This window comes from Deinococcus aquiradiocola, assembly GCF_014646915.1.
In the GTDB taxonomy this organism is placed as follows: domain Bacteria; phylum Deinococcota; class Deinococci; order Deinococcales; family Deinococcaceae; genus Deinococcus; species Deinococcus aquiradiocola.
This window is the reverse complement of the sequence record NZ_BMOE01000002.1, coordinates 26021-38367: the sequence shown is the minus strand read 5'-3', so window position 1 is coordinate 38367 and position 12347 is coordinate 26021. Positions and strand designations below refer to the sequence as shown.

Below are 12347 nucleotides of genomic sequence, written 5' to 3'. Positions count from 1 at the left end.
CACCTGACGGTGTCGACACCGCTGCCTCACGCTGGGGGGGACGTGACGAGCCGGAAGGTCGGGGGCGTGCGGGTGCGGTCGTGCGGCTGTCCCGGCTGCCACGTGTCCGCGTGCCGGTCGGCCGTCCAGGCTGTCCAGGCGGGAATGAGGCGGCGGACGGGGGGCGGCAGCGGCTGTCGGAGCTGCTGGGCACGGTGGCCCTCCCCGGCGTGCGTGGCGATCCAGCACTCGTGTTCCAGCAGGTACGGCTGGAGCAGGTGGAGGCCGTCAGCGCGGGTGAGGTGCCGGGTGCGACGCGGGTCGGAGGGCTGACGGGCTTCGTCCGGGCGGGTACCTGCCGGGAGTCGGTAGAACGCCTGTCTGGGGCGCAGGTAGTGAACGGTGCAGTCCGGCAGGTGAAGCCACAGGCCCCGCGAGTGCAGGGCGAGCCGGTCCAGCGTGTGGACACTGGAGCCGTGACGGCTGGGCGTCCTGACGAAGCCCCGCTGCCGCAGGTGGCCCTGGGCGGCGTCCAGTCCGAGGAGCCAGAACTGCACGACGAGAGGATTTCGGGTGGCGGACCACGCGGCGCTGCGGGTCCGGCGTGCTCGCGCGCCGGTCACGCCCGACCGTGCGGGGTGGTCGGGCCGGTCGGCCAGCGGTGCAGGGCGTGGAAGGCCTCCCGGTACTCCTGTGCGTTCAGGTCGCGCCCGATCAACACGAGGTGCGAGGTGCCGTCGTGCCGTGTGCCGGGCATGACGTCGGCCGTGAACACGTCCCGGACCGCCTGGAACGTCACCCGTTCGGGAATGCCGTGGAGGGCGAGGAAGCCCTTGACGCGCAGCACGTCGCCGGGCCGGGAGAGGACGTAGGTGTGCAGGAACCGTTCCCAGACGGGGGTGTTCAGGGGCCGGTGCGTGCGGAGCGTGAAGCTGGTCAGGCCGGGCGTGTGGGCGTGCGTGTGCCCGTGAGGCCGCCACGGTCCGCAGAAGGCGCGGAGGTTCAGCAGGTGTCCGGCATGCACCCGGCTGTGCGTGCCGGTGACGGTGCGGGCCAGTGGGGCGAGCTGCAGGGCGGTCCGGCACGTCTGGCGGACGAGGTCCGGTCCGGCCAGGTCGGCCTTGTTGATCACGGTCACGTTCGCGTAGGCGAGCTGCAGGGCGGCCTCGGGGTGGTGCTGCAGGGTGTGGTGGAGATTCCGGGCGTCCACGACCGTGATCAGGCCGTCCAGTTCGAAGACGGCGCTCACGTCGGGTGTCAGCAGGGTCTGCAGGACGGGGGCCGGGTCGGCGAGGCCGCTCAGTTCGACGAGGATGTGGTTGGGGGGCCGTGTGTGCGTGGCGAGCCTGACGAGGGCCGCGACGAGGTCGTGTCTGGCGGTGCAGTACAGGCAGCCGCCGGTGAGTTCGGTGACGTTGTCGTCCAGGTTCTGGATGAGGGCGCCGTCGATGCCCTGGTCGCCGAACTCGTTGACGATGACGCCGAAGGTCCGGTCTGCGGTGCGGATGAGGTGGTTGAGCAGGGTGGTCTTCCCGCTTCCGAGGAAGCCGCCGATGACGGTCACGGGGATGCGGTCGTGGCGTGGGGGCATGAGGGCTCCTTTCCGGGACTGGACCCGGCGGATGATAATGATATACTATTCTCAATACGGAGGCGAGAACCTCCTCCGTCCCATCCAGTACCCCTGTTCAGCCATTGCCAGAAAGCCGATTTCGCCTCTCTGGCCGACCTCCGGGGCTCCCGGTCACACCCCTTCCGGCGAGAACGCCTTCTCTTCAGGCCTGCGCCCCGCTCACCCTCACGTCGTTCGGGGCGTGCCCAGGCCCGGCCACCCCCACGGCAACGCCCCGCCCTCCCCCATCGGTGCGGTCGGCCCGCCACTCCCACCACGAGGACCCCAACCATGACCCACACCCCACCCTCCCGTTCCGTTCCCATCACCGTGCTGTGCGGCTTCCTCGGCGCGGGCAAGACCACTCTCATGAACCGCCTCCTCGCCAACCAGGACGGCCGCAGGATCGCCGTCATCGTCAACGAGTTCGGGGAAGTCAACGTGGACGCCTCGCTTGTCGTCCGGACGGACGAGAAGACCATCGAACTCAGCAACGGCTGCATCTGCTGCACGCTGCGCGGCGACCTGCTCGAAGCGGTCGACGCCCTCCTGCGCGAACGCGACCTCGACCTGATCCTGATCGAATCGACCGGCATTGGCGAACCGCTCCCCATCGCGCAGGCCTTCTGCCTCACGCCCGAGGAACTCGAACTGGAGGACGACATCCCCGACCTCACCGGCCGCGTGCACGTGGACGCCATGATCACCGTGGTGGACAGCGCCCAGTTCTTCGAGCTGTGGATGCGGCGCGACACCGTGCCCGGCGACGACGCGCAGCGCGGCTTCGGGGAACTGCTGGCCGAGCAGATCGAGTTCGCGGACATTGTGGTCCTCAACAAGCTCGACGTGGCCGACCCCGCCAGCGTCGCCCGGCTGCGCGGCCTGATCGCCATCACCAACCCCCGCGCCCGCATTCTGGAGAGCGTGCGCGGCGAGCTGCCCGTCCACGACCTGCTGGACGTGCGCCTCTTCGACGCCGAGCGCCTGATGCAGATGGACGCCTGGATGGAGGAACTCGGGAAGGAGCACGTGCCGGAAAGCGAGGCGTTCGGTCTGAGCAGCTACGTGTACCGCTCGCACGTCCCTTTCGACGACGCGCGCCTCTCGGACGCCCTGCGTTCCGGCCTGCCGCGCAACGTGATCCGCTCCAAAGGCTGGATCGACATCGCCGGAAGTGCCGGGGCCACCCTGTGGAACCACACGGGGCGGTTCCTGTCGCTGGAACTGGCGGGCGAGTGGAACGACCCGGGCGACGCGTTCAGCGAGATCGTCTTCATCGGCACAGACCTCGATCCGGACGGCATCGACGCCCTGATGGGACAGGCCCAGGCGGACACGCCACGTGGACACGCGCCGGGCACCGCGCCCGCACGCGCCACCCGTTGAACGCGGCCCGCGGCGGCGCAGAGAGACACGCATTCCGTCCTTCGCGGACGGACGGAAGCAACCCGCAGCCCGGCGCGGCCGGAAAGGAGAACAGATGAGCAGGAAGTGCAGTCTCACGGGCCGGTCCAGGATGGTCGTGCACCGCGTCACGCGGCGCGGCCGGGCGCGCGCCGCAGGCGGCGTCGGCCGCAAGGTGACGGGCAAGCACCGCCGCGTGCAGAAAGCGAACCTGCAGAAGAAACGCGTCCTGACTTCCGGGACCGTCCGCACGGTCTGGCTGTCCGCCCGTGCGCTGCGGAGCGTCACGGCGGGCCGCGTTCCCGGCGTTCAGCTGCGCTGAAGCGGCAGAGACGGGAAGGAGGGCGGAGTTCAGCACGTCACGGCTGAACTCCGCCCTCCTTCCTGCCGGTGTCAGGGTTTCAGGAGGACCTTGCCGGTCTTGCCGGGCGTCAGGGACGCGCCGACCGCGTCACGGATGTCGGTCAGGGCGTACGTGCCCGCGACCGGCAGGGGAAGGTCGCCGCTCGCGACGAGCGTCACCAGTTCGCGCGTCAGGCGGGCGCGTTCCTCGGGGGCCATGTCGCCGATGATGCGGCTGCCCCAGAAGCCCTTGACGGTCAGGTGCTTGAAGATCACGTCGCCGGAGGAGATCTGCATCGCTTCGCCCTTCATGGACCCGAAGGACACCAGCACGCCGTCCATGCCGAGCAGCTGCGCGAGGTCGCCGGACGCGGTCCCGCCGATGGAGTCGACGGCCGCGCGGATGGGGGCGTCCCCGACGAGGGCCTTCACGTCGTCCTTCCAGTGGTCGGTGTCGGTGGCGAAGGTGTACTGGATGCCCTGGGCTGCGAGGTCCGTCACGCCGTCCTGGCGGCGCACGAGGTTGATGACGTTCACGCCGCGCGCGTGGCCCAGCAGGGCCAGGGTGCGGCCGACCGCGCCGTTCGCGGCGTTCTGGATGATCCAGTCGCCCGGCTGCACGTTCAGGGTTTCGAGCAGTGCGAGGGCGCTGAACGGCATGGCCATCAGCTGCGCGCCGGCCTCGTCCGTGATCTCCCCGGGCAGTGGGATGACAGCGCTGGCGGGTGCCAGGAACGCTTCGGCCCACGTGCCGCGTCCGGCGGCGGTGGTCACGCGGCGGCCTATCAGGGCCGCGTCGACGCCCGCGCCGACCGCGTCGATCACGCCGACGGCCTCGGTGCCGCCGATGGCGGGCAGGGTCGGGCGGTACCCGTACGTGCCGCGCACCGTCCACAGGTCGTGGTTGTGGATGGCGGACAGGGTGGTGCGGACGCGCACCTGGCCCTCGGCGGGCTCGGGGGTGGGCGCGTCGTGCACGGCCAGCACGTCCTGCGGTTCACCGAAGGCGTGGTAGGTCAGGGTCTTCATGTCAGGCCACCGTGACGTGCAGGCGGACGTCGACGTTGCCGCGCGTGGCGTTGGAGTACGGGCAGACCTGGTGCGTCGCCTCCACGAGCTTCTGGGCGGTCGCCTCGTCCAGGCCGTTCAGGGTGACGTACAGGTCGATGTCGAGCGCGTAGCCGCCCTCGGCGCGCTGGCCGATGCCGACCTGCGCGGAGGTGCTCGTCTCGAAGGCCCCGAGTTTCATTTCCTTGGCGACGCCCTGCATGGCGTTGTCGAAGCAGGCGGCGTACCCGAGTGCGAACAGCTGTTCGGGGTTCGCGCCGGGTTTGCTGCTGCCGGGCACGGCGAGGTCGAAGGCGAGGCTGCCGTCGTCGAGGGCGGTGCGGCCGGAACGGCCGCCGGTGGCGGTGGCGCGGGTCTTGTAGAAGATCTTCATGGGGTGCCTCCTTGGGGCGTGAGCATGTGGCGGGTGATGGTGAGCGCGTCCTGCAGTGCAGCGGGGTTGCGGTCGACCTTGGCGAGCACGGCCGCGCCGATCCACTGCCCGTACAGGGTGCGGGACAGCGGCAGGGGGGGCATGGCGGCGTTCACGGTGCCGTCCTGCTGGCCCTCGGCGATGACGGCCGCGACCCGTTCGATCAGGCGGGTGGTGCCCGCGTGCACGACCTCGCGCATGGGGTCCGAGAGGTCGGCGATCTCGGCGGCGAGTTTCACGACCAGGCAGCGGTGAGCGATGCCGCTCGCGTCGACGTGGTCGAGCCACGCCTGCCAGAAGCGCATCAGGCGGTCGAGGGCGCCGGTCGGCTGGACGAAGAGGGCCTGCAGGCGCGTCTCGTACTCCTGGAAGTACGTTTCGAGCAGCGTGACGCCGAAGGCTTCCTTCGAGGCGAAGTAGTGGTAGAAGGAGCCTTTCGGGACGCCGCTCTCGTCGAGCAGTTCCTTGAGGCCCACGCCACCGTATCCCCGCTGCAGGATGAGGGTCCGGCCGACATCCAGCAGGTGCTGACGGGTCTGGGTTCGGGATGCTGAGCCAGTCACGCCCCCAGCATACATCTGATTAGACCGGTCGTCTAGAGACGAGGTCCGGAGCCGTCGTGCCGGCGCCCGGGAAGGGCGGTGAGGAACCGGGCCGGTCCGGCGTCGATTCATGGTCCGGCTGCCCGGCTGACTCTCCCTTGACCTTCCGCTCATAAGTGTTCTATCGTTATAGAACAATTTAGCGACTGTTTCGTGGAGGTTCACCTATGAATCGAGGAAGCATTGTCCGCCCGTCCACCGTCCGCGCCGCGCTCACCCTGCTGGCCGCCCTGAGTCTCGGGCAGAGCCAGGCCGTCACCCGGGGAGGACAGCTGACCTACGGCCGCTACGCCGACTCTCTGTTCCTCGACCCGGTCCTGAACGACGCGAACCTCGACATCTGGATCCTCACGAACCTCTACGACACCCTGCTGCAGCCCACCGACGACGGCAAGAGCGTCCGGCCCGGCCTCGCCTCCACCTACGTCGTCTCCGGCGACGGCAAGAGCATGCGCCTCGTGCTGCGCAGCGGCATCCGCTTCGCGGACGGCAGCCCCATCACGTCCGCCGACGTCAAGTGGAGCCTCGACCGCGCCCGCAACCCCGACAACGGCGCGTGGAACGGCCTGCTGGAATCCATCCAGAGCGTCGCCGCCAGCGGGAACGTCGTCACGCTCACCCTCAAGCACCCCGACCCCACCCTGCCGTCCGCACTCGCCACCTTCAACTCCGCCATCATGCCGCAGAAACTCTTCGCGGCCGCGCCCGGCGCGAACGATGCCGCGAAAGCCAAAGCCTTCGCCGAGAAACCCGTCGGATCCGGCCCCTTCGTGCTCAGCGAATGGAAGCGCGGCTCGTACATGGTCCTGAAACGCAACCCCTACTACTGGAAGAAAGGCGAGGACGGCAAAGCCCTCCCCTACCTCGACACGCTGCGCTTCGAGATCATCCCCGACGACAACACCCGTATCCTGAAACTGCAGGCGGGCGAGATCCAGGGCGCCGAATTCATCCCGCTCAGCCGCGTCGCGGAACTCAAGGCCAGCCCCAAGCTGAACATGATGCTCTTCCCGTCCACCAAGGTGAACGACATCATCATGAACAACCGCCCCAAACTCAAGGACGGCACGGCCAACCCCCTCTCCGACGTCCGCGTGCGCCAGGCACTGAACTACGCCGTGAACCGCGACGCGCTGATCGCCCTCGTCACCTTCGGGACCGGCAAACCCATGAAGTCCTACATGTCGTCCGCCACGCCGCTCTTTGACGCCTCCCAGAAGGGCTACACCTATGACCCCGCCAAGGCCAAGGCCCTGCTGGCCGCCGCCGGGTACAGGAACGGCATCGACGTGACCAGCATGGCCACCAGCGGCAGCGCCGACGACCAGGCGCTCCTGACGGCCCTGCAGCAGATGTGGGGCGCGGTCGGCGTGCGCCTGAAGATCGAGCAGCTCGACGCGGCCACCAAGACCGCCCGCTACCGCGCCAACGACTTCCAGATGCGGACCGGCGCGTGGACGGACGACATCGCCGACCCCAGCGAGATCACCGGCTACTACGCCGTCTCCGGCGCGACCGAGGCCGCGCACACCGGCTTCCGCAGCGACGCCATCGAGAAGCTCTTCGACCAGAGCCAGCAGGAGACGAGCCGCGTGAAGCGCGCCGGCCTGTACCGGCAGATTCAGACCCTCTACACGAACGCCGCGCCGACCGTGTACCTGTTCGAAACGCCGTACCCGGTGGCGCTCACCAAGAACGTGAAGGGCTTCATCCAGATTCCGCTCGGCTACAACATCTTCGAACGCACCTCCATCGAGAAGTAGGGCGGGAGGTTTCGGAACCCGGCGGGCAGGGCGAACGTCGCCTCGCCCGCCGGGAGAGCAGGACTGTCCCAGGTGACGGGCGGGAGCGGGCCACGGCCCTGCCCCGCCTCCGGGGAACGTCGAGGGTCCGCGTGAGGGTCGCGGCCCGCCGGGAGGGCGCATGGGTTCATCGTTCGTGATTCGTCGGCTGTTTCAGATCATTCCGCTGTTCCTGGCGGTCATGGTGCTCATCTTCCTGCTGGTGCACCTCATTCCGGGCGATCCCGTCAGCACGCTGCTCGGGGACCGGGCCACGCCCGACATCGTGGCGCGCGCCAACCGTGAACTGGGGCTGGACCGGCCGCTCGTCGTGCAGTTCGGGCTGTTCGTGTGGGGCCTGCTGCACGGCAACCTCGGGGAGAGCATCAACCTGAAGGTGCCGGTCCTGCAGCTCGTGACGGAGCGCCTGCCCGTCACGCTGTTCCTGACGGTGTACGCGGCCCTGATCGGGGTGCTGCTGGCGGTGCCGCTGGCGGTGCTGGCGGCCGTGCGGCGCAACACCTGGGTGGACGTCGTGATTCGCGGCGTGTTTCAGGTGGGATTGTCGCTGCCGGTCTTCTACCTGGGGCTGCAGCTGCTGACGCTGCTCGGCGCGCGGATGGGTCTGTTTCCCATCGGCGGGTACGGCGTGACGTTCGGGGAGCACCTGTCGCACCTGTTCCTGCCTGCGCTGACGCTGGGCCTGAACCTCGCGGCGGTGCTTGTCCGGACCTTGCGCAGCAGCGTGATCGAGGTGCTGACGGCCGAGTACGTGGAGTTCGCGCGTGCGAAGGGCCTGCGTTCGTCCGTGATCCTGTCGCGGCACGTGCTGCGCAACGCCCTGATCAGCACGGTGACGCTGCTGGGCCTGAACGTGGGCGCGCTGATCGGCGGGGCCGTCATCACCGAGACGGTGTTCGCCATTCCGGGGGTGGGGCGTCTGATGGTGGACGCCATCTTCAGCCGCGACTACCCGGTGGTGCAGGGGCTCACGCTGGTGTTCGCGCTGCTGGTGTCGCTGGTGTTCCTGGCGACGGACCTGCTGCACGCCCGGCTTGATCCGCGCGTGGAGGCCGTATGAGTGCCGTATTCCCGTTCCGTACTAGGACGGTAGAACGATTCGTGTTCCGGAGGTTCAAGTGATCACCACGCTCGACGCGCCGCGCGCCCGGCCCCGCGCCACGCGCAGACGCCTCCCCAAACCCACCCTCGTGCTGGGACTGCTGCTGCTGGCCCTGCTGCTCGCGGCGGCCGCCTTCCCGCGGCTCTTCACGCCGTTCAGCCCCACCGACTTCGACTACACCGCCATTCTGAAGGGACCGACCGGGAAGCATCCCTTCGGGACCGACAACTTCGGGCGGGACGTGCTGAGCCGCGTGGTGCACGGCACCCGCATCGACCTGCAGATCGCCCTTCTCACGACCCTCTTCCCGTTCGTGTTCGGCACGCTGCTCGGCGCGGTCACCGCCTTCCGGGGCGGCGTGCTGGACGCCGTGGTCGGCCGCCTCGCGGACCTCGTGGTCGTCTTTCCGTTCCTGGTGCTCGTGATCGCCATCGTGGCGGTGCTCGGGCCGGGCCTCACGAACATGTACATCGCGGTCAGCGCGGTCGGCTGGGTCAGCTACTGGCGGCTCACGCGCGGCGAGGTCCGCACGCAGAAGGGGGCGGAGTACGCGCAGGCCGCGCAGGTGCTGGGGTACAGCCCGTCGCGCGTGCTGCTGCGTCACCTGCTCCCGAACGCCGTCACGCCCGCCATCGTGTACCTCATGACCGACATGAGTCTCGGCATCCTGCTCGGCGCGTCCCTCGGTTACCTGGGGCTCGGCGCGCAGCCGCCCACCCCGGAGTGGGGCGTGATGGTCGCCGACGGCAAGAACTTCATGGTGACCGCGTGGTGGATCAGCACCTTCCCCGGCATGGCCCTGACCCTGGCCGGCCTGACCTTCAGCCTGCTCGGCGACGGGCTCGCGGACGCCCTGAGGCCCCGCTCGTGACGGCCGCCTCCCACCCGGGCCACGTGACTGCTCCGGTCACGGGCGCGGACGGTCCGCTGCTGCAGGTGCAGGACCTCAACGTGCACCTGCCCACCCCGCGCGGCGAACTGCACGCGGTGCGCGGCGTGAGCTTCGACCTGCGGCCCGGCGAGGTGCTCGGCCTGGTCGGCGAGAGCGGCAGCGGCAAGAGCGTCACGCTGCGCGCCCTGCTGCGCCTGCACCCGCGCGGCACCCGCCTGAGCGGGCGGGTCACGTACGCCGGGCAGGACCTGCTGACCCTGCCGGACGCCCGGCTGCGCGGCGTGCGCGGCGGGCAGATCAGCATGATCTTCCAGGAGCCGATGAGCGCCCTGAATCCCGTCCTGACGGTCGGCGAGCAGATCCGCGAGAACCTGCGCGAGCACACCCGCCTGCGCGGGCGGGACGCCATGGACCGCGCGGCGGAACTGCTGGACCTGACCGGCATCCCGAGCCCGCGCGCCCGCCTGCAGGACTACCCGCACCAGTTCTCGGGCGGGATGCGGCAGCGGGCGATGATCGCCATCGCGCTCGCGTCCGAACCGAAACTGCTGCTGGCGGACGAACCCACCACCGCGCTCGACGTGACCATTCAGGATCAGATCCTGCGGCTCCTGTTGAAGCTGCGTGACGAACTCGGGATGAGTGTCGTGCTCGTCACGCACGATCTGGGCGTCGTCGCGCAGACCTGCGACCGGGTCGCCGTGATGTACGGCGGGCGATTGATGGAGACGGCGCCCGTCACGCCGCTCTTCACGCACCCGCTGCACGCGTACACGTCTGGCCTGCTGCGCAGCCTGCCGGACGGCGGGAGCGGCGCGCACCGGCAGCCGCTGCAGCCGATCCCCGGCAGCCCGCCGGACCTGCGGGCCCTGCCTGCCGGGTGCGCCTTCTCCCCGCGCTGCACCTTCGTCACGGACGCCTGCCGGGTGGCGGAACCGCCGCTCGTGCCGGTCGCGCCGGGGCACGCGAGCGCCTGCATTCACCACGACCGCCTCCCGCCGCTGCAGGGGCAGGCATGACCGCCGTGCCCTCCCCCATCCCGCCGCGCGGCCCGGCCACCCCGCCGACCCCGGACGCGGCCCCCCTGCTGTCCGTGCGCGGCCTCACCAAGACCTTCCCCGTCCGGCAGGGCCTGCTGGACCGCTGGCGCGGCCAGCCCCGCGCGGCCGTTCAGGCGCTCACGGACGTGCAGCTGGACGTGCGGCGCGGCGAGACGCTCGGCATCGTCGGCGAGAGCGGCTGCGGCAAGAGCACCCTCGCCCGGACGCTGGTGCGCCTGATGCCGGCCGACCGGGGCAGCGTCACGTACGCCGGAACGGACGTGCTCGCCCTGCAGGGCCCTGCGCTGCGCCGGTACCACCGGCAGGTGCAGATGATCTTCCAGGACCCGTACTCCAGCCTCAACCCGCGCATGACGGTCGGACAGGTGCTGCGCGAGGCACTGACCGTGCACCGCCTGCGCCCCCCCCATGAAATTCCCGCGCGCGTCACCGAACTGCTGAACCTGGTGGGCCTCCCCCCCGAGGCGGCCGGGCGGCTCCCGCACGAGTTCTCGGGCGGGCAGCGGCAGCGCGTCGGGATCGCCCGCGCGCTCGCACTGGAACCCGAGTGCCTCATCGCGGACGAACTCGTGTCGGCGCTCGACGTGTCGGTGCAGGCGCAGGTGGTGAACCTGCTGCTGGAACTGCAGACGCGCCTGCAGCTCACCGTGCTGTTCGTCGCGCACGACCTGCGCCTCGTGCAGCACCTGTCGCACCGCGTGGCCGTCATGTACCTGGGGCGCGTGGTGGAGATCGCCGACACGGAGACGCTCTTCAGCGCGCCGAGCCACCCGTACACGCAGGGCCTGCTGGCGGCCGCACCGGGCCTCGATCCCACCCGCCGCCGCGCCCAGCCGGCCATCGTGGGGGAACTTCCCAGCCCGCTGCGCGTCCCGAGCGGCTGCGCCTTCCGGACCCGCTGCCCGCACGCCTTCGCGCGCTGCGAGACGGAACGCCCCGAACTGCGCGCCCGTACGGACGGTCAGCAGGTCGCCTGCCACCTGGACACCCCCCCGCTCCCTGAGGAGACACGGACGGCCCGGCCGTGAAAGCATCAGCCATGCCCGCCTCAGAACCCCCTCAAGCGAATCCCGCCCACGCGAACGCCCAGACCCCGGTCATCCCGAAATTCCACATTGACCGGACGCTCGCCATCCCGGTCGGCGTGCAACTGCGCGGGCAGATCGAGTACGGCATCGCGGGCGGGGAGATCCTGCGCGGTTCTCGCCTCCCGAGCGTCCGGGAACTCGCGCAGGACCTCGGCGTGGCGCACATGACGGTCGTGCAGGTGTACAAGGACCTCCTCGCCCTCGGGCTGATCGTCACGTACCCGGGCCGCGGAACCTTCGTGACGGACGCGCCCCGGACCGACAACGCCGACCTCGGCCCGCTGCGCCGCCTGCTGGAAAGCACGGTCCGGCAGGCCGAGGCGGCCGGGTACACGCTGCGGCAGGTGAGCGACGTGCTGGCGGTCCTCGCGTCCCGCGCGGGCGGCGCGCCCCGGCCCGGCGTGGAGGTCGTGCTCGTCGGCCTGTTCCTCGACGCGACGAGCGCGTACGCCCGCACCCTGCAGGACGCGCTGCCCTCCGGGGACGCCGTGCACGCCCTGACGCTCGAAGACCTGCGCACCGAGGCGGGCCGCTCGCGCGCCGCGGGCGCGGACGTGGTCCTGGCCCTCGCGCACCGCCTCGCGGAGACGCGCGCGCTGCTGCCCGGCACGCCCATCATTCCCGTGAATTTCATTCCGTCCGACACCACCCGGCAGGCGCTGGCGGTCCTGAATCCCATGATCCGCCTCGCCGTAATCGCCACCTTCGAGGAGTTCCTCCCGACCTTCCTGGCGGGCGTGAAACGTTTCGCGCCGCACGTCACCGAGATTCGCGCGACGCACGTGCACGCGCCGGACCTGCACGCCCTGCTGCAGTGGTGCGACGAGGCCGTGTACGCCACCGGTTCCGAACTCGTGGGCAGCCTCACCCGGAAGCCCACCTTCGAGTACCGGCACACCATCGACCCGAGGGACATCGAGCAGCTCGTGCTTCCCGCCGTGCAGGCCCGACACCTCCCCCTCCCCCCCGACCCTGGAGCGTGA

General features: G+C 70.2%; 13 protein-coding genes. 8 read left to right on the top strand and 5 right to left on the bottom strand.

Annotated elements, in window-relative coordinates:
* Positions 1-26: 26 nt before the first annotated feature.
* Complete coding sequence (locus IEY33_RS04150) at positions 27-536, bottom strand: hypothetical protein (protein ID WP_188961017.1); 510 nt, start codon at positions 534-536, stop codon at positions 27-29.
* 62 nt (positions 537-598) lie between these two features.
* A complete protein-coding gene (locus IEY33_RS04145; RefSeq protein ID WP_188961016.1) occupies positions 599-1570 on the bottom strand; it encodes a CobW family GTP-binding protein in 972 nt (323 codons plus the stop codon).
* 312 nt (positions 1571-1882) lie between these two features.
* Between IEY33_RS04145 and IEY33_RS04140 the strand changes: the two genes are divergently transcribed.
* Both IEY33_RS04140 and rpmB read left to right on the top strand, forming a co-directional pair.
* Positions 1883-2977 carry a CobW family GTP-binding protein gene (locus IEY33_RS04140; RefSeq protein ID WP_188961015.1) on the top strand — a complete coding sequence of 365 codons (1095 nt, stop codon included), beginning with the start codon at positions 1883-1885 and terminating at the stop codon, positions 2975-2977.
* Between the two features lie 94 nt (positions 2978-3071).
* Complete coding sequence (gene rpmB / locus IEY33_RS04135; RefSeq protein WP_188961014.1) at positions 3072-3317, top strand: 50S ribosomal protein L28; 246 nt, start codon at positions 3072-3074, stop codon at positions 3315-3317.
* A gap of 71 nt (positions 3318-3388) precedes the next feature.
* Here rpmB and IEY33_RS04130 read toward each other — a convergent pair whose 3' ends face one another.
* Genes IEY33_RS04130 through IEY33_RS04120 form a run of 3 tightly spaced genes read right to left on the bottom strand, consistent with a single transcriptional unit; the run spans position 3389 to position 5380 of the window.
* The gene (locus IEY33_RS04130) at positions 3389-4366 is read right to left on the bottom strand and encodes a zinc-binding dehydrogenase (RefSeq protein WP_188961013.1); all 978 of its coding nucleotides are present in this window, start codon (positions 4364-4366) and stop codon (positions 3389-3391) included.
* Position 4367: 1 nt separating this feature from the next.
* The gene (locus IEY33_RS04125) at positions 4368-4778 is read right to left on the bottom strand and encodes an organic hydroperoxide resistance protein (protein WP_188961012.1); all 411 of its coding nucleotides are present in this window, start codon (positions 4776-4778) and stop codon (positions 4368-4370) included.
* Positions 4775-5380: a TetR/AcrR family transcriptional regulator gene (locus tag IEY33_RS04120; RefSeq protein WP_229670757.1), complete on the bottom strand. Its 606-nt coding sequence runs from the start codon at positions 5378-5380 to the stop codon at positions 4775-4777. Before IEY33_RS04120 ends, IEY33_RS04125 begins: the two co-directional genes overlap by 4 nt.
* A gap of 206 nt (positions 5381-5586) precedes the next feature.
* On the opposite strand from IEY33_RS04120, the gene IEY33_RS04115 reads away from it, so the two are divergent.
* The 6 genes from IEY33_RS04115 (at position 5587) to IEY33_RS04090 (ending at position 12347) form a co-directional block, all read left to right on the top strand.
* Positions 5587-7182 carry an ABC transporter substrate-binding protein gene (locus IEY33_RS04115; protein WP_188961010.1) on the top strand — a complete coding sequence of 532 codons (1596 nt, stop codon included), beginning with the start codon at positions 5587-5589 and terminating at the stop codon, positions 7180-7182.
* Positions 7183-7342: 160 nt separating this feature from the next.
* On the top strand, positions 7343-8281 hold the full coding sequence (locus IEY33_RS04110) for an ABC transporter permease (RefSeq protein ID WP_188961009.1): 939 nt from the start codon (positions 7343-7345) through the stop codon (positions 8279-8281).
* Between the two features lie 58 nt (positions 8282-8339).
* Positions 8340-9194: an ABC transporter permease gene (locus IEY33_RS04105; RefSeq protein ID WP_229670756.1), complete on the top strand. Its 855-nt coding sequence runs from the start codon at positions 8340-8342 to the stop codon at positions 9192-9194.
* A 23-nt stretch (positions 9195-9217) separates the two neighbouring features.
* Entirely contained in the window at positions 9218-10234 is a 1017-nt protein-coding gene (locus IEY33_RS04100; RefSeq protein ID WP_229670755.1) for an ABC transporter ATP-binding protein, read from the top strand.
* Positions 10231-11304 (top strand): ABC transporter ATP-binding protein, encoded by a 1074-nt coding sequence (locus IEY33_RS04095; RefSeq protein WP_188961008.1) that lies wholly within the window; start codon positions 10231-10233, stop codon positions 11302-11304. Before IEY33_RS04100 ends, IEY33_RS04095 begins: the two co-directional genes overlap by 4 nt.
* An 11-nt stretch (positions 11305-11315) precedes the next feature.
* Entirely contained in the window at positions 11316-12347 is a 1032-nt protein-coding gene (locus IEY33_RS04090) for a GntR family transcriptional regulator (protein WP_188961007.1), read from the top strand.